Source organism: Brevibacillus sp. BD137 (assembly GCF_041644655.1).
GTDB lineage: Bacteria > Bacillota > Bacilli > Brevibacillales > Brevibacillaceae > Brevibacillus > Brevibacillus brevis_D.
Window position 1 is genome coordinate 119,932 of sequence record NZ_JAOTNO010000012.1, and the last position, 23,162, is coordinate 143,093.

The window sequence follows — 23,162 nt, forward strand, 5'->3', positions numbered from 1 at the left end:
CTGCATCCCCGCCGCTGTTCCACCATCAGGCAACGGGCCATGTCAAATGCATACTTCTTCTGTTCCCTAGCAAAAATCCCCTGCCATCCAGACAGGGGATTCCATCACATTCGTTTATTTCGCTGCACGTTTGGTAGTAGGAACAACGGATATATGCTCGTTCTTAGCCAATGTACGTTCGCTTTGATCGATCACGGCCAATTCGTTCATCCGATTCAGTACAACCTCCTGCCGTTCTTTGGCTCTGTCCCAGTTCTTTACCGGTGAGTACCGCTCTGGTCCTTTCGGCAAAGAAGCTAGCATGGCCGCTTCTCCTAATGTTACTGCTCGATTTCCTGTTTCATTTGCTTTTTTTCCGAAGTAAAAGGGAACAGCCTCGCCAATTCCGTATTTTCCGTGCCCGAAATAAATGACGTTGAGGTACATTTCGAGCAGTTCTTTTTTACTGTATCGCTGCTCTAATTGTAAAGCGATCGCGACTTCCTTTACTTTTCTGGTCATCGTTTTGTCGTTCGTCAGAAACAGGTTCCGCGCCAACTGCATGGTGATTGTACTTCCGCCCTGCACGTAAGCACCTTCCTTGACATCGACCCAGATCGCTCGGCTCAATCCAATCGGATCCACTCCTGGATGCTGCATAAACCGATGATCCTCTATCGCAACGAATGCCTTCCACACATAATCAGGCATTTCGTCCAGCTTTACATAACTGTTGGATTGCTGTACAGCAGCCAGCTTTTTTTCATCTATCCATATATTCCCTGTCCACGCAAGCACGATCGGCGCCAGGATAGCTGCCATCATGATCACGAGAAAACTGATACGCAGTCGTTTTTTCCAATGAACACCGAGTTTCTTAATCTTGGGCATGCTCGCCGCTTCATACAAGTCGGTGTTTCTTCCTAATGGGATTGGAAGGTGGTTCATGCTGCATTCCCCCTTGCCTTGCTTCTACTCACATTGTAGGGGATGCACGCATTTCGTCCCATCGAATCCACTTACAGCAATCTTACAATTTCGTAAGACAAACGATTCCCTATAAATGCTGATTTTGCCGTGCCTCCTGCTGCCGCAGCTCGATCCGTCTGATTTTACCGGAGGTCGTTTTCGGCAGTTCTTGTACAAATTCGATTTTGCGCGGGTATTTATACGGCGCAGTTAATTGCTTGACATGATTTTGCAATTCCACGATCATCTCTTCGGATGGCTCATTCCCTTTTTTCAGGATGACAAAGGCTTTTACCACATGACCACGCTCTGGATCAGGACTGGCAACCGCCGCACATTCCGCTACCGCCGCATGCTTCACCAGCGCATCCTCAACCTCAAACGGACCAATCGTATATCCACCTGAGATGATAATGTCATCGGAACGTCCTTCGAACCAGATGTAGCCATCTTCGTCCATGCGGCCTTGATCACCCGTCACGTACCAGTCACCCCGAAAAGCTCTGGCAGTGCGCCCGGGATCATCCAGATAGCCTTTGAATAGCGCCACCATATGGCGGTCAATGGCAATATCGCCTACTTTGCCTACTGGCAGCTCCGCTCCTTCTTCGTCAATAATGGCGATTCTTACAACTGGCGATGGCTTGCCCATTGAACCTGGCCTTGGTTCCATGCCGACAAAGGTACCCACCAGTAACGTGTTCTCAGTCTGTCCGTATCCATCTCGCACGGTCAACTGGAAGACGCGGCGGAATGTGTCGATCACTTCCCGATTGAGCGGTTCACCAGCCGAACATGCGGAGCGCAGGGCGGACAGCTTGTATTGTTCTATATCCGTTACTTTTGCCATGATTCTGTACTCGGTTGGCGTCGCACACAAAACAGACACCGGGTAATTTTGCAGAATCGTCAAATAATTTTCCGCAGAGAACTTTCCTTTATAGACAAACGCGGTCGCTCCCAGCCCTAGTGTAGAGACAAACGGGCTCCAGATCCACTTGGCCCAACCAGGCCCAGCCGTTGCCCAAACCACATCACCTTCGCGAACGTCCAGCCACTGTGTAGCCGCCACAGCCAAATGCGCAAACGGCCAACCATGAACGTGCATAACCCCTTTTGGTCCCCCAGTCGTCCCTGAAGTATAAGACAGGAAGGCCAGCTCATCCGATTTCGTGTTTACTACCTCAAATTCTGTGTCCTGCCCCTGAAGCAACCCCTCAAGCGAAATCCACCCTTCTTTTTCTTCGCCCGTCGTGATGTAGTGTTGCAGTGTCGAACAGTTGCCTCTGATCAGATCAACCTCACTCATTGCTCCCGCGAAGCTGATCACTGCCTTTACTTTTGCATGATTAATCCGGTACTCGATATCTTTGGAACGCAGCATCTCAGACCCTGGCAAAATCACTGCCCCTAGCTTCAGTAGTGCCAAATAGAGTCCGTAAGCCAATGTTCCTCGGGAAACCAGAACGAGTACCCGATCTCCATGCCCGATTCCAATGGACCCTAGTCCATTTGCGATTTTATTTGAATATTGGCGCAAATCCTCGTACGTAAGGATATGCTCCTGGCCTTGCTCATCTAACTCCCAAACCGCACGTCTCTCTGGATGTTTTTTCGACCATTCGTCCACCTGGGCTGCGAAATTATAGTTCACTGGCATGTTTAATTCCATAGCACATCTCCACCTTTTCTAAGATTGATGAATGATAATTCGACATCACTATAATTCTCACCTTTTTCTTTCGACAAAAATGGGACAAAAAAAGGCCAACCTTTTCCATCGGTTGACCTCCCTTCTTTCATCCCTATCACTCTACTGGCTCTATAATCGTCGCAGCCTGCACGGAACGCTGTTTTCTTTTTTCCCTCCACTCTTGAAAGCTGCCGACAATTCCGCTCGGAAAGCAGAGAACGACCAAAATATAGAGCAAGCCAAGGAATATGACCCATCTCTCGAATATTGGGTGAAGCTTTGCCAACTCAGTCAATCCGTGATGCGCCAGCTCTACGATCCCCGACCCCAAAATAGAGCCAAATAGCGTTCCCAGCCCACCGATCATGCTCATCAAGAGTGCATCTAGAGTCGTTTCAATTGAAAACACTTGGGTGTTTACGAATCGCAGCATGACCGCGTACAAGCCCCCACTTATCGCTGCAACCACTCCAGCGACAATGCTGACGATTACCTTATAATGAAGAATTTGATAGCCTAACGCTTCCGCGCGTTGTTCATTTTGACCGATGGCTTTCAGTACCTTGCCGAGTGGAGAGTGCGTAAACGCCCGCAAGATGACGAATAGCATGACCATTAGGAACAGGCATATATAGTAAAAGGACAAACGATCCCGAAACAGCTCAGGCACCGGGAAGGTGAAGCCATCTCCCCCCATCGTCAGCGAGCGCCATTTCTCTGCCAATACGAATAGCAGCTGGGAAATCGCCAAGGTCAGCATCGCATAAAAATGACTTTTTAAGCGCAAGGATAGCATCCCGATCACATAACTGAGAATCCCAGATAGGACGATGGCAACGAGTACGCCAAGTAAGAAATAGCCGACCGACGCGTCAAAGTTTTTCAGAAATAAAGACACAGAGTACGCACCTATGCCGAAAAACATACAGTGTCCGAATGAGACGATCCCCGTATAGCCGAGCAACAAATCAAAGCTCATCGCAAAAATCGCAAAGATAAAGATTTGGGTGAACAAGATGTACAGGCTTCGCGAGTCTGAAAAAAACGGCAAAACGGCTAAAGACAAAAACACAAAGAGGATAAAACGATGATTCAACAATCCGGATGTAGTCAACGCATGATCACCCCTTCGCTCCAAACAGGCCGGATGGTTTGATAAGCAACACTGCCAGCATCAGCAGCATGTTCACTGCCAGTGAAAGCTCTGGAACGAAGTAAGCCATAAACGAGCCAAGCACCCCTACTAAAAGCGCCGCAATCATAGAGCCTTGAACGCTTCCCATCCCACCGACAATGACGACGATGAATGCCAGAATCGCATACTGCATACCCATTTCCGCAAAAATTACCCCCGAATACGGGGCTAGCAGACTTCCTCCCAGCGCAGCCATGCCTGCCCCCAGCAAAAAGACGAAAGTAAACACTTGTTTAATATTGATGCCGAGTGCCTGCACCATTTCCTTATCGATGACGCCCGCTCGGACGATCAAGCCTAGTCTCGTTCTTGTCAATAGCAGGTGCAACCCGACGTACACAGCTATTCCCACTGCGATGACAAACAAGCGATACGTAATTAGTATGATGTCGCCAAGCTCGATGCTCCCTTGCAAATAATCTGGTAATCCTGCCCGAATGGGATTGGGGCTCCAAAACACCTTGAGCAATTCACTGATCACGAGCATTCCGCCCAATGTCACGAGTAGTTGCTGAATATGATCACCGTACACGGGACGGATCAGTACGCGCTCTAGCACGAAACCGAGCAGCATCCCGATGACAGCAGCACCTACGATGGCCAGAAAAAAGCTATCCGTTAATCCGAAAAGCCATACACCAGCAAAGGCCCCCCAGGCAAACAATCCACCGTGGGCAAAGTTCAACACACTCATTAAGCCAAAGATCAACGTGAGCCCGGAAGCGAGCAAGAAAATGAGTGTGCCTGTCGCCAGTCCATTTACAAGCAAATTTATCGCGACATCCATTTCATCCTCCCCCTCCCTGTCATACGCTCAAGCAATACCCAAATATTTTTGTCGCGTATCTGCATCATCCTTCAACTCCTGCATCGCGCCACTGCGGACAATTTTCCCTTCATCCATCAAGTAGTACTGCTCGCCAATCATGCTCGCCATCATAAAGTTTTGTTCAACTAATAGCACGGTTGCTTTCTCTTTCATCGATTCGATGTGGAACATGAGTTTTTCAACCATGATGGGTGCAAGCCCCTTGCTCGGTTCGTCTATTAACAAGAGTCCGTTGCTGTTCACGTAAGCTCGTGCAATCGCAAGCATTTGTTTTTGACCACCGCTTAAGTGCCCACTTTTCTTTTTCCAGTAGTGATACAGGTCTGGAAAAAGATCGAGCATCCACGCGAGCTTTTCTTTTTGTTCGTCGTCATTTTTTTGCATGGCGAGCCGGAACGTCTCTTCTACCGTAAAATCATGAAAAATCCCTTGATTCTCGGGCACATACCCAATCCCTTTACGTGCGATGGAATAGGTCGGCAAATGTCCGATTTCTTCTCCTCGATAGCGAATTTGGCCATGACGGATCGGGGCAAGCCCCATAATGGAACGAAGCGTCGTTGTTTTGCCAGCGCCGTTTCGTCCAAACAGGACAGTAATACTACCTGCTTGCACAGAAAGCGAGACACCCTGCAAGATGTGAAACTGGTCAAGGTACGTTTCAATCTGATCAAGTTGCAGCATCATGCTTATACAACCCTCCCAAGTAGGCAGATTGCACCTGTTCATTTCGCATCATGTCAGTCGGGGTTCCCTCAGCCAATAGCTCTCCATGAAACAGAACGACCATGTGATCGGAGAGTGATTTGACCATGTCCATCTTGTGTTCGATGAGGATGATCGTGCACGAATTGCTTTCCTTTATGGATTCGATCACCCTCAATACAGCCGGGACTTCCTCCAGCGAAATCCCCGCCGTCGGTTCGTCGAGTAAAAGAACATCCGGACGCAGTCCAAGTAGCATGGCCAGCTCCAGCTTTCGTTTTTCCCCATGCGCCAGTAGGCTTGCCAGCACATCTGCCTTTTTCTCCAGCAATACCAGATGCAGCAATCGTTCAACTTCCTCAGCCTGTCGCATCTGATCTGCCTCGGAAATCCATAGACGAAACCGAACTCCCTGCGAAGCTTGCACGGCTAATCGAATATTTTCCCGCACCGTTAGCTTGGGAAATAAGTTTGTCAATTGAAACGATCGTCCAATCCCCATTCTCGCTCGTGCTGCTGGGGGCAAGTGTGTAATTTCTTGACCCTTGTACTTGATTATTCCTTGCGAGGGGGTAAGCTGTCCGCTTAACAGGTTAAACAGCGTCGTCTTTCCGGCTCCATTCGGTCCGATGATCGAAGTAAATCGCTGCTTCGATATGCGTAGCGATACCTTGTTTATGACAGTTTGCTCCCCGAATGCTACGCTTGCGTCAACCGTTTCCAACAAGTAACTCATCACACACCTCCTCTACTTCTGGTTCCTGACAGGTGGTGCTGTCTCTTCCATCGTCATCTCCCGAACGAGCACCGGGACCGGATGATCGACTCCGTCTTTTTTCTCTAGCTTGATCGCGTATAATGTTTGCAGTGCCTGATGGTCATCCACCCGGAACTGCATCTGACCCTTCGGCGAATCAAAGGTCATGCCTTCCATCGCAGCAATCAACTTCTCCGAATCTGTGTCGGCGTTCGTCTTTTTCAGTGCTTCCACAATCGCTACCGCTGCCGTCATCCCGCCAGCCGTAAATAAATCTGGAATCTCGCCTTGAAAACGCTTCTTGTGCTCATCGATGAGCCAGTCGTTCATTTTCGTTTTGGGGAGCGAATGGTAATACACCGAGAATCCTTCCATCCCGATCATTGCCTCCATCGTTTTCAATGCAGCGATATCGGGAGCTCCCGTAGACACCTTGATGCCTTTTTGCTGAACCTGCATATCTTGCAGCTGTTTCCACGGGGAGTTCGAGCCTGCCCACGTGATGAACACATATTCGGGTTTGGCGCTAATGATTTTTTGAATATTGGCTGTAAAATCAGTCGTGCTCGTGTCCACGTATTGCTCTTCGATAATGACAGCCCCTAATTTTTCAGCGGCGGTCTTAAAGGCTTCGATCCCTTCTCGGCCATAGGCGCTGTCTTGAGCCATCGTCGCGATCTTCGTTCCTTTAGAAGCAATCGCCGCAGCGCCTGCTACTGCGTCCTGTGAAGAATTTCGACCTGTGCGAAAAATGTATTTGTTCCAGTTTTTCCCGGTGATACTATCTGCTACTGCTGGCTCTACGACCATGATTTTTTTGTACTCCTCTGCCAGTGGAAGGACAGCTAGCGTATCGCCTGAACTCGAGGAGCCTACGAGAAAGTCTACCTTGTCAGTTTCCAGGAGCTTCGTTGCTTTTTGGACGGCGACATCTGGCTTCGTCTCCGTATCCTCCACGACAAACTCGATCTTTTTGCCACCGATCTCTCGCTTGCCTTCTGTTGCATAATCGAGCCCGAGCTCAAAACCTCTTGCCGTCTGCTTGCCGTAGCTCTCCAATGGCCCTGTGAGCGAAGCGAGTACGCCTACCTTGATCGTATTGCCGCCACTAGATGAAGCGCTTTCATTTTGGCTGCAGCCAGCAACAAGCACAACAGACATCGCTAGCGGGAGCAACATTTTCCATCCTCTTTTTTTCACGCCCGTTCCTCCTCGAGTGTCATCATGTTCATTGCGATTCGGCTAACCATTCCAGGACGGTTGCAGCCCACGTATATCCAGTCCCAGCACTGACAGCTACGACAATATCCCCTGGGGAAAGACGTCCCTCTTGCTGTGCGACATGCAGTCCAATACACGGGTCGAGTGCAGACAAATGCCCGTAATGATCGAGATAGACGGCCTGCTCCTCGCTCAGTTGCAAACGTTCCAACAGCTCCAAGAACATCGAACGCTTTGTGTGCAAAGGAAGCAGCAGCTTCAAATCACGCAAGGAACGATTACTTTTTGCCAATGCCTGCTCTACCACATGAACAAAGTTTGGTATTGAGATGGGGTCAAGTCGTTCTTTCATATCGCTCGGATTCGGCACATCGATGTAATGAAGTCTGTTTTCCACCGTTTCATGACTAGGTTGGTGCCTCGAGCCGCCTGCGGGTACCCTTATATCATCGTGAAAAGAACCATCGGTGATGACACAGCTGTGGAGAATTCTGCTCTTAGTAGCTCCACGTTTTACAAGAGCCGCTGTCCCCCCATCTGCAAAATTAAACATGAAGCGTGAGCGAGGATTGTCGTAATCGACGATTTGTGATTCTTTACAGCCAGCAACCAGCAAGATGTTTTCAATGGATGCATCTGCCGTCAGCATATCTTTGGCAACCTTCAAGGCGATTGGGAAACACGAGCTGACGTTCATCATCTCGAAACCGTATGCATTTGTCGCTTTTAGTTCGTATGTAATCTTCGGTGCGCTGGACCATACATAGTAATCTTTGTGCGGGCTGCCAAAGTAAATAATCACGTCAATCTCAGATGGATCGATCACCGAGCCAGTCAGCTGTTGGGCAGCGAGCACAGCGAGGTCTGATGCATGAAGGGTGTCATCTGCGACATGCTTTTGATAAAGACCGAATTTTTCGACAATAACTTGCATGGGGATTCCTGTCTTTTCAGCCAAACATTCAGCTGTTTCTACACCTTCAGGAAAAAATACGGACGTCGCTTCCACTCCGATGGTCTGCTCTTGGATCGTATTGCCTTCAAGATGATTCATACTTTCGCTCCTTCCATCGGTACGAGCATCGTCGCTGTTCCAGTAAGAACTACTTTTCCATGCTGATTCGTACATTCCGTAAGCAATCGAATGATGCCACGCTCTTCTTGATACTCCAGCACAGTGGCGGTTGCAGTGATCGTGTCTCCGATCAATACCGGAGCCGTAAACGAAATGGTCTGGTCTTTGTAAATGGAACCGGTGCCAGGCAGCTGCATCCCGAGCAATCTGGACAACATGCTCGCCGTCAACAGACCATGTGAGATACGCTGGCCGAATCGCGTGTCTTTTGCGTACTGTTGGTCAATGTGCACCGGATTATAATCCCCACTCATTCCCGCAAATAGAACGATATCTGTTTCCGTAATCGTTCTGCTAAAAGATGCTTGCTCCCCTATTGCAAATCTCGCCATGTAATCACCTCATTGTGTAATGGAATCTGTTTTCAATCTGGTCAATGCTTGCTTGACAATTTTCCCTGTCGCATTGCGTGGCAGCTCAGTTAAAAACACGAATGACTTCGGGATTTTATACTTCGCCAGTCTTTGCTCACAGTGTTCTTTGATGTGTGCTTCCGTGATGACTGCACCTGATTTGGGCACGATAAACGCCTTCGCGACCTCTCCCCATTTTTTATCGGGTACACCGACGACTGCCGCTTCCTGAACACCATCCAGCTCGCCGATGACCTGTTCCAGCTCCAGCGGATAAATGTTCTCCCCGCCTGAGATAATCATGTCTTTTCGTCTTCCTACGATATAGGCGAACCCTTCTTCATCATAACGTGCCAAATCCCCTGTGTACAGCCACCCACCGCGGATGGTCTTGGCTGTTTCTTCTGGTCTGTTCCAGTATTCCTTCATCACATTCGGGCCTTTGACAAGCAATTCTCCGATTTCGCCCTGACCCACGTCTTTTCCGTCATCCGAGATCAGGCGGACTTCACAAAACATGACGGGCTTTCCGATTGAGCCGGCTTTTCTTCTCGCATCTTCCTTGGCAATCATAAACACGGTGGGGGATGTTTCTGTTAGGCCGTATCCTTGTCCAAAAGGGAGGCCTCGCTCCTGAAAATGCTGGATGAGTTCCATGGGGCATGGAGCGCCGCCGTTGTAAAACCAACGGACGGAATCGAATGATGTGGTTGCAAATAAAGGGCTTTGACGAATGGCTTCATGGATGGCGGGCACACCCATCACGATGGTGACTCGGTGCGTTTCGATTAGTTGAATCGCTTTATCAGGGTCGAACTTCCCGGCTACAACGACGCGTCCGCCAGCAAGCCATGTAGGGAAGGCGAACAGTCCGATTCCCCCGATATGAAAGAGTGGCAATAAGACAATCGAGCAGTCTTCTGAGGTGAGATCAAGCGCGGCTACATTGTGTACGGAGTTCCAAAACATGTTTTCTTGGGTGAGCACTGCTCCCTTGGGTTTTCCTGTCGTTCCTGATGTATAGCAAATGATGTATGGATCATCTCCACTGCCGTCATCTGCGTCGGTCCTACTGTGCTGGGATGACTCACTCGGCCCATCCTGGCTCCAAGGAAGTTCTCCCGGTTCCAGCCATATCATGTGCGCAACACTTGCCTTCGCCTTGATCAACTGAATGGTAGCAGCGAACTCTGGCTGGGCACATAACACGCGAATACCACTATCTTCAAACTGATAATCTAATTCTGCTGGGGTCAAGCGGATATTAAAGGGGACGGCTATCGCACCGAGTTTGGCGATGGCAAACAGCAGAAGCACATACTCCAAACTGTTTTGGGACAAAATGCCGATCCGGTCCCCCTTTTTGACCTGTAGCTCATGTCGTAAATAGTTGGCAACACGTTGGATCTGCTCATTCATTTGCTGATACGTAAGTGATTGCTCGTTGGCAATCACTGCGATCCGCGTCGGAGTGATTCGGGCTCGCTTTTCAATCCAATAAGCAATTCCGTGCATGAACTTTACTCCTTTGCCTATAAAATGGATCGGTTATGGCTTGGCAGCAATCCCTTTCATAATCATCGACATGGCTGTTTCTAACACCTCTTCCGGTACGTCTTCATTTTCCCAGTAAACCCAACGCATCCCGATGAATTGTCCGATCGACATGAGACAATAAGCCAGCGTCTCATGATCCATCTCTCGAAACGCACCTTCGTTCATGGCGTTCTTCAAACTTCGTACGTACCCGGCTGCCAGTTTGGCGTAATACCAGCGATATAGCTCCTGGTCGACGAGTGCAGCCTGTTGAATAATGCTGTACATATTGCGATGATGTTTGATCCAACGAAAAAAGGCCAGAAATCCTAGGCGCAAATTCTCTTCTTGCGTGGTTGCTCCCATGATCGCTTCTTTGATCGTGGAACGTAGCTCTCTACTCAGCTGCCTGATCAATTCATCATAAATCGCTTTCTTCGACTCGAAATAATTGTAAAACGTCCCTTGGGACACCTGTGCATGCTGCGTGATCAAGACGATAGAGGCATCATAATAACCCAGCTCGCCAAACACATGCTCTGCGGCATCCAGTATTTTTTTGCGAGTTTCCTGTCCTTTCTTGGTTAAAACAGGGGTAGGTAGACTATTTTCTGACACCTGAATCACCTCTCAGTTTTTATTATATGTATATTTCTGAATATTACAACACATTTCTTGCTGCGAACGAAAAAGCGGTATGATTCCCTTTTCCCTAATGGCAAAAATTGACGCGAAACGATCTGTGCGAACAAGCGTCATATATAATACAAAAGCTCCCATGCAAATGCACGAGAGCTGAAATGGATCGAATGCTTAAATGACGCGCTTGATTTTCACGGTGCGCTTTTCCCAGTTCGTTCCATCGTACTTGGAATAAGTCACACCAGGACTGCCGTACGTGTGCAGGATTTTCCCATCCCCTGCATAAATAGCTACGTGTGTAATCCGATCAGAAGTACTGTTTACCGATGCCTTCATGAAGATCAGATCACCTTTTTGCAGGTTGCTCTTGGAAACAGATTTCCCTACAGTAGATTGCTGGCGGGAGTCGCGCGGCAATGTAATGCCCGCTTCTTTAAACACGCGCTGTGTAAAGGAAGAGCAATCGAATGTTTTGGTCGTACTACTGCTGGAGCCGTATTTGTAATTGGTGCCCATGTACTTTTCGCCATTTTTAATAACTTGATCGGCAACAGTGCTTACCGGCTTTTCTGGCTTGCTAGGCGTATTCTCTGAGGAATTGCTCTCAATAACACGACGAGCCCCTACAAATTTGTCACTGTACTCCGAATATGTTTTGACAACTACCTCGTCTTCCCCTTTCGAAGAATAAACGAATTGATCACTGCCTATGTATATTCCCATAAAAGTTGGGCTGCCGCTTCCGCTAGAGGCGAAGAACACCAAATCTCCTGGCGTTACGCTTTTTTCGGATACTTTCGTCCCAGTCTTGTACAGGCTAGAGATTGTGCTCCCGATGGAAATCCCTACTTGTTTGTACGCATACGTAGCCAGCTCTGCTGATCCGAATTGCTTCGGTCCCTTTGCTTTGTACTCGTAATCCTTCCCGATCAAAGAAGTAGCAATATTTGCAACCTCTGATTGTTTTGAATCTTGTGTCTTAGCGGCCACTACTCCAACTTGACCACCCATTAACAGGGACGTACTCAGCATGACTGCTACTGTTGACCTCATTACCCAATCTCGTTTCGTCACTTTCTTTTCCTCCTTGTCATGTTGTGGCACCCGTCTTGGGTACATGGACAGAATAGCGCAGGAGGAAACAGGAGGATAAGACCGTAAAATTTTCCAATGATGGAATTGGTAGCATGGGACTAGTCAGAAAACAAGGTGTAACGTAGGCGGTTGCTACTCCTTAGTTCCATAGAACCACAAAGGTTACAAAACGGTATCAAAGATGATTTTCGCCGCAAAAACCCGCTCTATTGCTGGCCCGATCCCCAAACAAAAACCATCTTCTGCTTGTTTCTGTCAGAAGATGGTTTTCCATTTGTCCCTATTTCATTTTCGCCGTAAACTGCCCCCACGTCTCTTCTCCCCACTTGAGAGTGAGGACATCTCCATCCGTAACAGGTCCTACCCCCGCTGGCGTACCCGTGTAAATGATATCCCCTTGATCCAGTCCTAGATGTTCGGAAATATAGGCAATAATCGTTTCCAAATCAAAAATCACATCACGCAGATTGCCGCGTTGCACTTGCTCTCCATTTTTCAGCAAGGAGAAATCTGTTTGGTGCAGTGCATCAATGCCAGGGAAAGGATGAAAAGAAGTCAAAATCGCTGAATTTTTAAACCCTTTTGCCAACAACCATGGATGCCCTGCTTTCTTCAGCTCGCTCTGAACATCCCGCAAAGTAAAGTCGATCCCGAGTGCTATTTTGTCAATCATCTCGTCAAGAGTAACGCCAGCCTCATATGGCCTCGCGATGTGAATCACAAGCTCCGCCTCATAATGGAGCTCTCCACGAGAAGAAGGAAGCTCAATGGCCTCACCATTTGCCATTGCAAGCGCATGTGTTGGCTTATCAAAGATCATTGGCTTGGTTGGCACATCGTTCCCCAACTCCGCAGCATGCAATCGATAGTTGCGACCGATACAGTAAATATTTTTGACGTGCTCCATTTTGTCCTCTCCTTTGGTGGCTGTCTTTTTTTCACTATATCATGGCTGCATGGCGTATTACAGCTTGTCTTGTTCGTCCTCTTCCATGCAGTTTCCATAGCCAGGCCAAAGTCGGGCATTTCCTCGTGCTTCTACTTCAATCACGGTATCACAAATAGATTCCAAAGCACTCTCCAGATCCATCTCTTGCTTGGAGCTCCAGGAAAACTCGTAATGGAAAATCACATGCTGCTCTGTCGCTTCGGAGAGGACAAAGGCAAACTGCTGTTGCTGTTCCACGACATGCTTTCTGGCTTCAACCGTTGCTTCCACCGAGAACATGCCATCCCATTCCGCCACCATATATGTAGAAGTAACATCAATCCACAGGGAAGGAGTATCATTCGTCCGCCGGAAAACAACAGAGTCTTCCCGATAAAACCCGTAGCCAGAGGGCAGCGCACCCGAGAGCTTGAATGGGATTCCTACTGGCAAATCATGTGGCTTCAATGCGTGGACAAGTCTCCCAGGAAAAAGATAACAACCATCCTGCTGGCGTTCTAACCGTTCTCCCATGACGAGAACCTCTTGCTTGTGTGAATCACCTGTCACCTGAACGAACATCACGGCACCTCCTTCTAAAACAGTATGGTCAGGAATGCATGACTCAAAACCAAATCGATATCCATTTTTTTCCTGTCAAAATACCGAAAAAAACAGGGTTCATCCATAGGATGCCCCCTTTATTCCTTCGAAGCTACGCACGTATGATCGCAATCACAACATGTTCGTCATCGTATGATTTTGCTTTGATTTTCACAGGGAAGTCGTACAAGTTGACAAATTTAAAATCCATATAGCCATACGCGACTGTGGCATCTTGACCCGCTGGCACGTATCTCACCGATTTGCTGTGGTTATGCCGTTCCACCATGATCATTCCCGCTTCAGCAGCTGCATTGTAAAGCGTGCTGGAAACCTGACATATCCCGCCTCCATAGTCATCAGCGAGCTGCCCGTTCTGAATGACTCCAGCCTTTTGCCAACCACCATCAGGCAAATTCGAATTTCCTACTATATCGTTAAAAGAAAACACCTGTTGCGGCTTGATTTTTTCATTATGAATCTTGCTCAATGCTTGCTTGATGTTATGTTTACGCTCATCTGTGCTGTTTTTCATCGATGAGTAATAAAAGCCGAGAACCTCGTCTTCCTTGAGGCCCATCTTCTCCACATACTTTTCCTGTAACTTATCCTGCAACTCGATAGAAGGAGATACCTGGTCTAATTGTAATGCCATTGCATGCTCAGGCGCGAAGTTCATACCGAGCGAGAACACAAGGGCCACTGTAGCCATAGTGATCAGCCAATGCCGAACTTTCTTCATTTCTACTTCCTCTCCCACATTTGTTGATCGATTATCTAGCACGAAGTTCCCTATTTATATCGTCTGACCTAGTTTTTATACCTTGCCTCTTACAATGTAACGTATGGGAAAAGCGACAATCAACCTGCAAATGTTGGGCTTTTTGTCCTACATCAATTCTACTCGTCGCCCTCGTCGATAACCCCGAGGGCTTTGTTCTTTTCTTTAAAACGCTGGTTATGAGAAGAAACGTACGCCATCCGATCTGCTACCGGGTCAATGTGCAATTTGGCACTGTTTACGGCTACAGCCGCATCGGTGAATGCTCCCGCGATCAGCGTAATCTTGCTGTCAAAGCTCGCAAAATCACCCGCCGCAAAAATCCCTGGTAGATTCGTTGCCAGACGAGGGCTGACAAATACGTTCCATTCATCCATGTCCAAGCCCCACTCTTTAATCCCGGTGAAATCAGCCTTCAATCCGTGATTGACGATGATCGCATCGACATTGATTTGCTCTGTCTCGTCTGTCTCTAGATGACGTATCGTCACTTTATCGATCGTTTCTTTGTCTGAGCTTTGCAATTGCGTGACCGCATATGGGGTGCGTACGATCGCAGATGACTCCTTCATGCGCTTCACATTCCGTTCATGTCCACCAAATACATCGCGGCGATGCACGACCGTTACGGACGCTGCAATCTGCACCAGTTCATTTGCCCAATCGACCGCGGAGTCCCCACCACCTGAGATAAGGACGTGCTTGCCACGGAATGGCTCCAGTTCCTGCACGGTATAATGAAGATTTGTCACCTCGTAGCGCTCTGCTCCTTCGATCTCCAGCTTTGCCATTTTCAAAATACCTCGGCCTAAAGCCAAAATGATCGTGCGGGTCCAATGCCTTCTCCCTGATTTTGCAACGAGTATGTACGTGCCGTCTTCTTGTGGCTCTAGTCCAATGATCGCCTCACCTAGGACGATGGCAGGATCAAATGTCTTCGCTTGTTGCACCAGATTGGCAATCAGCTTTTCACATAACTGTGGTGGTACACCGCCTACATCCCAGATCATTTTTTCTGGATAGATCAACATTCGTCCACCGAGCTCTTCTTTTGCTTCAATGAGTTTCGTCTTCATATCGCGCATTCCGCTATAAAAGGCAGCGTACATCCCCGCAGGGCCACCGCCGATAATGGTTACATCAAACAGCTCCAACTGTTCTCCCACAACTACCCCTCCACTGTCTTTCTCGTTTGTTTATGAATCATCAAGTGATAGTGAAAATGAGATTCATTATCACAATGTGATTGTAATGGAAAATGGAGGAGGATTCAACATGCTAGAAAAAATAAAAAGGCTCGTAATTAGCTTCATCCGCTAATTTACGAACCTGTTGTTTGCCATATGGTGCGGTCGAGAGGACTTGAACCTCCACGGTGTTGCCACCACTAGAACCTGAATCTAGCGCGTCTGCCAATTCCGCCACGACCGCATAAAAATGGTGCCGGCAATAGGACTTGAACCCACAACCCCCTGATTACAAGTCAGGTGCTCTACCAATTGAGCTATACCGGCACGTTAAAAGAAACTATTCAATTCGCACATTCTAGTAAAAGAATGGCGGAGCTGACGGGACTCGAACCCGCGACCTCCGGTGTGACAGACCGGCGTGAACTCCAACTTCACCACAGCTCCATGTGGTTTTGTCCCCCATCTTGCGGCGACTTATGTAATATAGCACGATCCTATCTTGTGAAGCAATAGTTTTTTAAAAATAATAGAAAGATTAATTTTTTCATAGATTTACCAAGCAAAATCCGATAGAATTTTAGCTAGATATGCAGATTTTAGTAGATTGGTGGAGACGATGACATGAAAAAGACTTCGAGGCTACTCACCTTCCTCGCCCTCTTCACTCTGCTGCCTACTGCTGCCCATGCTTCCTCATCGGCATATGTGGTATCAGCAGGTGATACGTTGAGCAAGATCGCTCGCGAACATCAGGTCACGGTGGATCAAATTATTCAATGGAACCAACTGAATGATGATCGATTGTCAATTGGACAAACTTTGTCAATTCATGGTGCAAACACTTCTGGCTCCATTGCGACAGACATTCCTTCCGATGTAACTGTCGATCAGAATGATAACGCTACCACTGAGTCTAAAGAACTAACCGCTGGTGAAAAAGCCCGTGTCACTGGTGACGTACTGAATGTGCGTAAAAAGCCTTCGACTGACGCAAAAGTGTTAGGCAAGCTACGATCCGGTTCCATTGTAGAAGTCGTAGAAACGGGTAGTGAATGGACGAAAATCGAATTCGAAGATCGTGAAGCATACGTTGCTACAGAATTCCTAAGTCCAAACCTCACTTCTACCGTTTCGCTGCCTGCCGAGGTAAATGCAGAAGATCTGGGTCGTTTGCAGGAAATTTTTGAGCCATTGCTCAAAACACCATACGTTTTAGGCGGAACGACTCCGAATGGCTTTGATTGTAGTGGCTTTACTTCATACGTTTTTGATCAGCTTGGGGTTACACTTCCGCGCACTTCTGAAGATCAATTCCGTGGCGGTCAAGAAGTATCACTGGATCAAGCACAGCCGGGTGACCTTTTGTTCTACGATGCGCTTGGAAAAGGACGCGTGTCTCACGTAGCGATCTATCTGGGTAATGGAGCAATTGTGCACGCGAATGGCGAAGATGTTCGTTATGGCAAAGTCGAATACATGCATAAGCTCTACCCGTTTTACGGTGTGAAGCGTTACGCTAATTTCCAGTAAGCTTTCCTACACGGATAAGCAAACAAACAGCCCTATCTGCCTTTTCAGCGCAGTTCGAGGGCTGTTTGTCGTTCTATGCTTAATGTATTTCGGTATTATGTCCCTGCTGTTGCTGCTGTTGTTGCTGTTGCCCTCCGATTTCAATTTTGCCCAACGCTTGCTTCATTTTGTCGAGCTGAAGTTGATAATCACGAACGACTACGGTAAGAACACTGACAGACTCCTTGAAATCCGGCTCGCTGCTTACTCTGTCGATGGCTCTATGTAAATGCAGCATCTTGTTCTCCGTTTCCCGTAATAGGTCGAGTAACTGCAATCCATTTACCACGTAATCACCTCATCTGTTTTTTCTTACTTTCTCCTTCCCCTCTGTTACCTATGCGCACAAAAACGCTTAGCAGCATAAATAAAAAACGCCCGCTAATGACATAACGGACGTTCTTCCTAATTTAGTTCAGGCGAGCAGAGGCGAGCTCAACGAATTTTTCGATATCTTTTGCAACCAAAGAGAGGGAATTCCGCCAGAAATCAACGGAGCGTACATCAACATCCATGATGGCTGCTACATCCGCAATGCTCATTTTGCCCGTTACGGACAAGAGCTTGTCGTACTGCTCAACAAAAGCTTCCCCGCGGTTGAGATACTCTGCGTACAAGCCTTTCGCGAACAGGAGTCCAAAAGCATACGGGAAGTTGTAGAAATTGTAATCCGCGCTATAATAGTGAGGTTTGCATACCCACATGTACGGGTGCAGGGCTTCCGGATCCAAACCATCTCCGTACGCATCCTTTTGCGCTTGCAGCATCAGTTCGTTCAGCGTGGAAACAGACAAGGCACCTTCTGTTCTGCGCTCAAATACAGCCGTCTCGAACAAGTAACGGCTATAAATATCAACGATCACCTGACTTGCTCCGCTGATATCATTTTCCAAAATCGCAAATGCTTCCTCGGAGGTCGCTTGTTCAAGCGCTGCATTGGCAATGATGGTTTCGCACAAAATGGACGCGGTTTCAGCGATTGGCATTGGATAGTCGCTATTCAAGAAAGCTTCGTTTACCAGACATTCTCCGTGATAGCCATGTCCCAATTCATGTGCCATTGTGCTCACATCGCTGTAGCTGCCTGTGTAGTTGGACATAATTCTGCTCTCCCCTACGATGTGCAGGTTGTAGCAGAATGCCCCTCCACGCTTGCCTTCACGAATCTCTGCATCTATCCACTGATTGTCATAAGCTCGTGCTGCATAGTTGGCGAGCTTTTCGCTAAAGCTACCAAAATGCTTCACGATGAAATCGCGGGATTCCTCATAAGAGAAACGCATGTCTGCCTCGCCCACTGGCGCAAACAAATCATAAAACGGCAATTGAGCGCTCTCATGACCGAGCAGCTTCGCCTTTGTACGGAAGTATTGATGGAAGGATGGCAGGCTCTCACGCATTGCCTGAAGCATTGCTTCGAGCGTCTCGCGATCCATTCGGGAGTCTTGCAACGTCTTATCCAGTGGTGATTCATAGCCTCTGAGCTTCGCTACGGTAATAACCTCGCCCTTAATTCCATTCAAGCTGGCAGCAGCAGCATCAACGATTTTTTTGTAAGCGGCAAGCTCCGCCTCGTATGCCGTTTTGCGAAGCTGCGGATCTTTTTCGTTCGCCATATTTCGCACCACTGGCAATGGAAGCTGCTTGTGCTCTCCATCGACTGTAATGTCTACCAGCAATGTGGAGGTCAGCATTTCATGGAGCTTTGTCCATGCATTTGACCCTGTATTTTTCATTTTTGCCAAGATGATTTCTTCTTTTTCGCCTAGCATGTATTTGCTCTTGTCTGACATTTCTGTCAACATAAAACGATGTGTTTCTAACAGTTCCGACTGGGTAATCAGCTCGTCCAGGTTGCTCAACGATCCTAACCATTTTTGGAAGTGTACGCCTGGTTCAACCAATTCAACAGCCTGATTCTGCACTTTTTCAATCGCGAGCAGTGCTGCCTCATTCTTAGCATCGACACTGGCAGTCAGCTCTCCGTAGGCATACAAGCGGAATTGCGTTTGCAGGACGGAGGTCATCATCGTGATGTAATTCTCCATCTTCGCTACTGCATCTTCTGAAGATTGCAAGTTTTGCGCTGCCCAGCTTTTGATCTCTTCTGTTTCCCGTACGAACTTCTCCCAATCTTGTTTCCATTCTGGTGCATCAAATGAGGAATACAAGACGTCCAAATTCCAGCGCATATTCATGGGCACGCGCCTCCTTTTCACTTATGTAACAAGCCTATTGTAAAAAAAATTAGATAGATTCTGCAAGTTTTTACTAAGAAAACTTCTTTTGTAGACGATCAAGCTCGTACCGGCTGCGTCAAAAACGTCAAGGCAGACAAGGCAAAAAGCTGGGTAGATTCTACCAATTGGTCAATCGCTACGTACTCATCTGCATGATGAGGGATGTGTCGATCGCCTGCGCCTGTAGTCAAAATCGGAATGCCTGCCTTGTGCAGGAAGGTTCCATCTGTCGCACCTGGAACGCCATTGTATACGGGTTCTTTTTTCGTGATTTCCCGATAGGCGCTCGCGACAGCGGTCACGACTTCTTCCTTCATGCCAGTCAACGTCCAAGGACGCTCTTCGATAACTTCCAAGGTGGCTTTGAACTTGTCATCTTCTTTACTTAATCCTTCTAATATAGCACTGATTTCTTTGTACAGCTCTTGATGGTCCTGCCCGGGTACCGTGCGAATATCAAGCGTGGTCATGCATTGATCGGGTACGACGTTGATTTGGGCGTCTCCTTTGACCGGTGCCTGCAAAATCGTGGGAGTAATACTCGGCCACCCCAACATCGGGTGCTCTCCCAGACGAGCCATTTCCTTGCGCTCCAGACCCTCCAATGCGACTATGGCGCGTGCCATCCTTGTGTTCGGATTGATTCCTGTCAGTGGCATGGCACCATGCGCCATTTTGCCAAACGTACGAAGAATCGCTCGCATCGCTCCTTTTTGCGTAATGCAGAGCTGATTTTCTTCCGGTTCGCAGATGATCGCAGCGTCAACGTTGTTTGCCCAGCCGCGTCGGATGAAATCTTTGATCCCGATCATCATGCTCTCCTCATCGCAAGGGATGCACAGGAGGATTTTGCCTGTAAAAGACTGTTTGGATCGTTGGATAGCTTTGACGGCACATATCGCGGCAGCCAGATTTCCTTTTGTGTCACAGGAGCCACGCCCGTAGATACGCCCACCAGATATTGTCCCGCCAAAAGGGTCATAGCTCCAAGCACCCCGATCCCCTTCTGTTACGACATCTGTATGAGCCTCGAATAAAAGCGTCTTGCCAGGCCTACCCGAATCGTAAAATGCGATGACATTCGGTCTGCCTGGAACAACCTCTTCATAGAACACCTGCAACCCCATGTTGCGAAGATAATCGGCGACAAATAGCGCGACCCGCTCTTCATTCGCTCCTGCCTGATCAGGGCGAAACACACTCGGAATTCTAACGAGCTCCTGCGTTAGGCGTACAACCTCCTGCTCGTCAACAAAGGATATTACCTGATTCATCCGCCAATCCTCTCCTCTGCATCCCATTATGGTACACCTATTTCTGGAAGTAACTGTGATAAGAAGGCAGTCCCCCTACCTCCTCTGCGTGCTTAACGGCTTGGATGACGGCTTTAGCCAGCACATCTGCGGACAACGCGCCCACCAAGTCTACACTCGTCTCGACTTCGCCTGTTGCTACCGCAAAGATCGTATCGCCATCGTACATGGTGTGAATCGGCCGGATCGTACGGGCAAGCCCGTCGTGAGCCATTTGCGCTACTTTGTTTGCTTCTGCTTTGGACAAGCGGGCATTGCTCGCGACTACAGCTATCGTCGTGTTTGTACCTGGAGGAATCGGGGCAAAAGCTCGCTGGCGCATGATCTCCATGCTATCCCGAATCGTTCCCTGTTCATCTCTTGGCCCTGCTAAGATCGTCCCTGACTGCGGATCTACCACATGACCGACCGCATTGACAGCGACGATGGCGCCAACGACAAGTCCATTGGGTAGAATCACGGAAGCTGTGCCCAACCCGCTCTTCATCGCATTCCCAAATCCATTCAGCTTTCCTACTGACGCACCCGTACCAGCACCGATGTTTCCTTGTGCTACTAGCTCACAGCTTGCTGCCCGTGCTGCCTCATAGCCCATTTGACGATCCGGACGAACCCGATAGTCGCCAACAGCCAGATCGAACAAAACTGCTGCTGGAACGATAGGAACGACGCCATAGCCAACATCCAGTCCGATGCCTTGTTCTTCCAAATACTGCATGACACCTGTAGCAGCATCCAAACCGTATGCACTACCACCAGAAAGACAAATCGCATGTACGACACTCACCAGATTGACAGGGTCCAAGAGGTCCGTCTCGCGGGTGCCCGGGGCAGAACCCCGGACATCCACACCGCAGACAGATGGCTTTTCCAGCATAATCACACTACATCCCGTTAATGTTTCTTCGTTTTGTGCATGCCCGACGAGAACGCCAGGTACGTCAACAATCGTTCCACTCATTATAAGTCTCCTGAAATTTTTGATTTTTGTCTGCCTGCCGAGCCTAATTTTTTCCAAGCCGCAACAACAGCCACCGTAACAATGACAGACACAATTGCTTCTGGCAAGCCACTCGTGATTGCGACCGTTGTCGCTACACCGAGGGTCATATATCCTCGAATGACGGCCATGCCCAGGACCAGGATCGTGTTGGTCATTGCCCCAATAAAGCCAGCGGCACCAATCGCTAAATACTGATTGACGTTTTTCAAACCAACGTAAGTCAAGTAAGCAGTCACACCAATAAACAAGCGTGGCAGGATGGCGACGAGAGGGTCTTTAAAAAGCGGAACGGTGGCATTTAAGAAAGAAGAGACTCCAAATATAAGGCCAATGATCATACCAACGCCCCAGCCCTCCATTATGCCCCCGATAACTGCCGGGATGTGCATAATAGTGGCATTGCCCGCTGCTGTCGGAACCGGAATGTAGCCGAGACGTGTCACCCCGAGTAAAATCGCGATCGCGCCCAGAACGCCTGCAATGACAATCTTGCGAACGGTCAAGCCTTTTTCCATGCATACTCCTCCTTTTACGCGTTTTATGTGGAATGCCCTACTAGGGCGAGTTCCCGCTAGTCTCCCTTACCAAGGTATGGCGAGCATGATGGCAGAAATGACAATGCTTGCGATCAGCGCGACGTAATCCTTGCCTACTGCCTTGTATTGGGTGTATCTAGTCCGTGCGGCACCTGGTGTGTAGCATCTGGCTTCCATTGCCAAAATCAAATCTTCTGCTCTGGAAAGCGCCACATTAAACAACGGGATGATGATGGGAAACATGTCTTTTGTTCGCTGGATGATCCGCCACCATTCTCCTGTCCCGAAATCTGCACCACGGGACGCTTGTGCTTTCATCATTTTTTCCATTTCCATCGCGAAGGTAGGTACAAAGCGCACAGCAATCGTGATGATCAATGCAAACGCGTGAACCGGAAACTTTACTTTTTCCAAGGGCCCTAGCAGTCGTTCCATTCCGTGCGTGAGTTCCGTCGTAGAAGTACTCAGCGTGAGGACACTCGATAAAAAGATCACTTCTACAAAGCGCATGGCTGACACGATGACGAGGCGCACACTCTCACTCGTGATCGTGATGAAGCCGTATTTCAAATAAACGGTTCCGCCATTGACAACCTCCCCGTAGAAAAGCAACTGCATGATTGCCAAAATAATAATAAAGGGGATGGCGGGCTTGATCCCGGATATGCCGTAATGCAGAGGGATTTTCGAGATTTGAAACATCCAGATACAAATGGCTAAAGCAAACAGGTTGCCCACGTATGTATCACAGATGGCAATCGCTAGAATGAGGATGACGAAAGCACCCAGCTTGAAACGAGGATCGAGACGATGAACAACCGAAGTAGTGGGTAAATATTGACCGATGGTAATATTGCGCGTCAATTCAAATTCTGCTGACATGTGGACCC

At 48.4% G+C, this 23,162-nt stretch carries 23 protein-coding genes and 3 tRNA genes; 1 reads left to right on the forward strand and 25 read right to left on the reverse strand.

Annotation, left to right across the window (positions count from 1 at the left end; genetic code table 11):
• Window positions 1-114 precede the first annotated feature (114 nt).
• The 19 genes from ODZ53_RS22740 to ODZ53_RS22830 all read right to left on the reverse strand — a co-directional run bounded on the left by ODZ53_RS22740 (window position 115) and on the right by ODZ53_RS22830 (window position 16,055).
• A complete protein-coding gene (locus tag ODZ53_RS22740; protein ID WP_199926779.1) occupies window positions 115-927 on the reverse strand; it encodes a transglycosylase domain-containing protein in 813 nt (270 codons plus the stop codon).
• 109 nt (window positions 928-1,036) lie between these two features.
• Window positions 1,037-2,620: an acetate--CoA ligase gene (locus tag ODZ53_RS22745; RefSeq protein ID WP_372680248.1), complete on the reverse strand. Its 1,584-nt coding sequence runs from the start codon at window positions 2,618-2,620 to the stop codon at window positions 1,037-1,039.
• Window positions 2,621-2,756: 136 nt separating this feature from the next.
• Window positions 2,757-3,755: a branched-chain amino acid ABC transporter permease gene (locus ODZ53_RS22750; RefSeq protein ID WP_372680250.1), complete on the reverse strand. Its 999-nt coding sequence runs from the start codon at window positions 3,753-3,755 to the stop codon at window positions 2,757-2,759.
• A gap of 7 nt (window positions 3,756-3,762) precedes the next feature.
• Entirely contained in the window at window positions 3,763-4,623 is an 861-nt protein-coding gene (locus ODZ53_RS22755; protein ID WP_142496099.1) for a branched-chain amino acid ABC transporter permease, read from the reverse strand.
• A 27-nt stretch (window positions 4,624-4,650) separates the two neighbouring features.
• Window positions 4,651-5,352, reverse strand: a complete 702-nt coding sequence (locus ODZ53_RS22760; RefSeq protein ID WP_372680252.1) for an ABC transporter ATP-binding protein — start codon at window positions 5,350-5,352, stop codon at window positions 4,651-4,653.
• On the reverse strand, window positions 5,336-6,106 hold the full coding sequence (locus ODZ53_RS22765) for an ABC transporter ATP-binding protein (protein ID WP_372680254.1): 771 nt from the start codon (window positions 6,104-6,106) through the stop codon (window positions 5,336-5,338). Before ODZ53_RS22765 ends, ODZ53_RS22760 begins: the two co-directional genes overlap by 17 nt.
• A gap of 12 nt (window positions 6,107-6,118) precedes the next feature.
• Entirely contained in the window at window positions 6,119-7,306 is a 1,188-nt protein-coding gene (locus ODZ53_RS22770) for a substrate-binding domain-containing protein (RefSeq protein WP_372680311.1), read from the reverse strand.
• Between the two features lie 49 nt (window positions 7,307-7,355).
• Window positions 7,356-8,402: a 3-oxoacyl-ACP synthase gene (locus tag ODZ53_RS22775; RefSeq protein WP_372680256.1), complete on the reverse strand. Its 1,047-nt coding sequence runs from the start codon at window positions 8,400-8,402 to the stop codon at window positions 7,356-7,358.
• Window positions 8,399-8,815 (reverse strand): MaoC family dehydratase, encoded by a 417-nt coding sequence (locus ODZ53_RS22780; RefSeq protein ID WP_372680258.1) that lies wholly within the window; start codon window positions 8,813-8,815, stop codon window positions 8,399-8,401. The genes ODZ53_RS22775 and ODZ53_RS22780 overlap by 4 nt, the downstream gene beginning before the upstream one ends.
• Before the next feature lie 9 nt (window positions 8,816-8,824).
• A complete protein-coding gene (locus ODZ53_RS22785) occupies window positions 8,825-10,351 on the reverse strand; it encodes an o-succinylbenzoate--CoA ligase (protein ID WP_372680260.1) in 1,527 nt (508 codons plus the stop codon).
• A 33-nt stretch (window positions 10,352-10,384) separates the two neighbouring features.
• Entirely contained in the window at window positions 10,385-10,990 is a 606-nt protein-coding gene (locus tag ODZ53_RS22790; protein ID WP_017248223.1) for a TetR/AcrR family transcriptional regulator, read from the reverse strand.
• A 195-nt stretch (window positions 10,991-11,185) separates the two neighbouring features.
• On the reverse strand, window positions 11,186-12,088 hold the full coding sequence (locus ODZ53_RS22795; protein WP_372680262.1) for a C40 family peptidase: 903 nt from the start codon (window positions 12,086-12,088) through the stop codon (window positions 11,186-11,188).
• Window positions 12,089-12,389: 301 nt separating this feature from the next.
• Window positions 12,390-13,016: a fumarylacetoacetate hydrolase family protein gene (locus tag ODZ53_RS22800; protein WP_087350857.1), complete on the reverse strand. Its 627-nt coding sequence runs from the start codon at window positions 13,014-13,016 to the stop codon at window positions 12,390-12,392.
• Between the two features lie 57 nt (window positions 13,017-13,073).
• Window positions 13,074-13,619, reverse strand: a complete 546-nt coding sequence (locus tag ODZ53_RS22805) for a hypothetical protein (protein ID WP_372680265.1) — start codon at window positions 13,617-13,619, stop codon at window positions 13,074-13,076.
• A gap of 133 nt (window positions 13,620-13,752) precedes the next feature.
• The gene (locus ODZ53_RS22810) at window positions 13,753-14,382 is read right to left on the reverse strand and encodes a VanW family protein (protein ID WP_199926768.1); all 630 of its coding nucleotides are present in this window, start codon (window positions 14,380-14,382) and stop codon (window positions 13,753-13,755) included.
• Between the two features lie 158 nt (window positions 14,383-14,540).
• Entirely contained in the window at window positions 14,541-15,587 is a 1,047-nt protein-coding gene (locus ODZ53_RS22815; RefSeq protein WP_199926767.1) for an NAD(P)/FAD-dependent oxidoreductase, read from the reverse strand.
• Window positions 15,588-15,765: 178 nt separating this feature from the next.
• Window positions 15,766-15,852, reverse strand: a tRNA-Leu gene (locus ODZ53_RS22820).
• A gap of 7 nt (window positions 15,853-15,859) precedes the next feature.
• Window positions 15,860-15,935 (reverse strand) — tRNA-Thr (locus tag ODZ53_RS22825).
• A gap of 43 nt (window positions 15,936-15,978) precedes the next feature.
• Window positions 15,979-16,055 (reverse strand) — tRNA-Asp (locus ODZ53_RS22830).
• A gap of 177 nt (window positions 16,056-16,232) precedes the next feature.
• Here ODZ53_RS22830 and ODZ53_RS22835 point away from each other — a divergent pair.
• Complete coding sequence (locus ODZ53_RS22835) at window positions 16,233-17,141, forward strand: C40 family peptidase (protein WP_372680267.1); 909 nt, start codon at window positions 16,233-16,235, stop codon at window positions 17,139-17,141.
• A 79-nt stretch (window positions 17,142-17,220) separates the two neighbouring features.
• Here the strand turns inward: ODZ53_RS22835 and ODZ53_RS22840 are convergent, their stop codons facing one another.
• The 6 genes from ODZ53_RS22840 to ODZ53_RS22865 form a co-directional block, all read right to left on the reverse strand.
• Window positions 17,221-17,469 carry a hypothetical protein gene (locus ODZ53_RS22840; RefSeq protein WP_012686254.1) on the reverse strand — a complete coding sequence of 83 codons (249 nt, stop codon included), beginning with the start codon at window positions 17,467-17,469 and terminating at the stop codon, window positions 17,221-17,223.
• A 121-nt stretch (window positions 17,470-17,590) separates the two neighbouring features.
• Window positions 17,591-19,378: a M3 family oligoendopeptidase gene (locus ODZ53_RS22845; RefSeq protein ID WP_372680269.1), complete on the reverse strand. Its 1,788-nt coding sequence runs from the start codon at window positions 19,376-19,378 to the stop codon at window positions 17,591-17,593.
• A 98-nt stretch (window positions 19,379-19,476) separates the two neighbouring features.
• Window positions 19,477-20,694, reverse strand: coding sequence for a M20 family metallopeptidase (locus ODZ53_RS22850; RefSeq protein WP_372680271.1), 1,218 nt, complete (start codon window positions 20,692-20,694; stop codon window positions 19,477-19,479).
• A gap of 37 nt (window positions 20,695-20,731) precedes the next feature.
• The gene (locus ODZ53_RS22855) at window positions 20,732-21,694 is read right to left on the reverse strand and encodes a P1 family peptidase (RefSeq protein WP_372680273.1); all 963 of its coding nucleotides are present in this window, start codon (window positions 21,692-21,694) and stop codon (window positions 20,732-20,734) included.
• Window positions 21,694-22,251 carry an ECF transporter S component gene (locus tag ODZ53_RS22860; RefSeq protein ID WP_064199677.1) on the reverse strand — a complete coding sequence of 186 codons (558 nt, stop codon included), beginning with the start codon at window positions 22,249-22,251 and terminating at the stop codon, window positions 21,694-21,696. Before ODZ53_RS22860 ends, ODZ53_RS22855 begins: the two co-directional genes overlap by 1 nt.
• Window positions 22,252-22,317: 66 nt before the next feature.
• On the reverse strand, window positions 22,318-23,154 hold the full coding sequence (locus ODZ53_RS22865) for an energy-coupling factor transporter transmembrane component T family protein (RefSeq protein WP_372680275.1): 837 nt from the start codon (window positions 23,152-23,154) through the stop codon (window positions 22,318-22,320).
• Window positions 23,155-23,162 lie beyond the last annotated feature (8 nt).

What these genes read in the sequence shown, in the direction of transcription:
- ODZ53_RS22740 (WP_199926779.1), bottom strand. Translation starts at nt 927, where the DNA reads ATGAACCACCTTCCAATCCCATTAGGAAGAAACACCGACTTGTATGAA.
- ODZ53_RS22745 (WP_372680248.1), bottom strand. Translation starts at nt 2,620, where the DNA reads ATGGAATTAAACATGCCAGTGAACTATAATTTCGCAGCCCAGGTGGAC.
- ODZ53_RS22755 (WP_142496099.1), bottom strand. Translation starts at nt 4,623, where the DNA reads ATGGATGTCGCGATAAATTTGCTTGTAAATGGACTGGCGACAGGCACA.
- ODZ53_RS22760 (WP_372680252.1), bottom strand. Translation starts at nt 5,352, where the DNA reads ATGATGCTGCAACTTGATCAGATTGAAACGTACCTTGACCAGTTTCAC.
- ODZ53_RS22765 (WP_372680254.1), bottom strand. Translation starts at nt 6,106, where the DNA reads ATGAGTTACTTGTTGGAAACGGTTGACGCAAGCGTAGCATTCGGGGAG.
- ODZ53_RS22770 (WP_372680311.1), bottom strand. Translation starts at nt 7,306, where the DNA reads ATGTTGCTCCCGCTAGCGATGTCTGTTGTGCTTGTTGCTGGCTGCAGC.
- ODZ53_RS22775 (WP_372680256.1), bottom strand. Translation starts at nt 8,402, where the DNA reads ATGAATCATCTTGAAGGCAATACGATCCAAGAGCAGACCATCGGAGTG.
- ODZ53_RS22780 (WP_372680258.1), bottom strand. Translation starts at nt 8,815, where the DNA reads ATGGCGAGATTTGCAATAGGGGAGCAAGCATCTTTTAGCAGAACGATT.
- ODZ53_RS22785 (WP_372680260.1), bottom strand. Translation starts at nt 10,351, where the DNA reads ATGCACGGAATTGCTTATTGGATTGAAAAGCGAGCCCGAATCACTCCG.
- ODZ53_RS22800 (WP_087350857.1), bottom strand. Translation starts at nt 13,016, where the DNA reads ATGGAGCACGTCAAAAATATTTACTGTATCGGTCGCAACTATCGATTG.
- ODZ53_RS22805 (WP_372680265.1), bottom strand. Translation starts at nt 13,619, where the DNA reads ATGTTCGTTCAGGTGACAGGTGATTCACACAAGCAAGAGGTTCTCGTC.
- ODZ53_RS22810 (WP_199926768.1), bottom strand. Translation starts at nt 14,382, where the DNA reads ATGAAGAAAGTTCGGCATTGGCTGATCACTATGGCTACAGTGGCCCTT.
- ODZ53_RS22835 (WP_372680267.1), top strand. Translation starts at nt 16,233, where the DNA reads ATGAAAAAGACTTCGAGGCTACTCACCTTCCTCGCCCTCTTCACTCTG.
- ODZ53_RS22845 (WP_372680269.1), bottom strand. Translation starts at nt 19,378, where the DNA reads ATGAATATGCGCTGGAATTTGGACGTCTTGTATTCCTCATTTGATGCA.
- ODZ53_RS22850 (WP_372680271.1), bottom strand. Translation starts at nt 20,694, where the DNA reads ATGAATCAGGTAATATCCTTTGTTGACGAGCAGGAGGTTGTACGCCTA.
- ODZ53_RS22855 (WP_372680273.1), bottom strand. Translation starts at nt 21,694, where the DNA reads ATGAGTGGAACGATTGTTGACGTACCTGGCGTTCTCGTCGGGCATGCA.
- ODZ53_RS22860 (WP_064199677.1), bottom strand. Translation starts at nt 22,251, where the DNA reads ATGGAAAAAGGCTTGACCGTTCGCAAGATTGTCATTGCAGGCGTTCTG.
- ODZ53_RS22865 (WP_372680275.1), bottom strand. Translation starts at nt 23,154, where the DNA reads ATGTCAGCAGAATTTGAATTGACGCGCAATATTACCATCGGTCAATAT.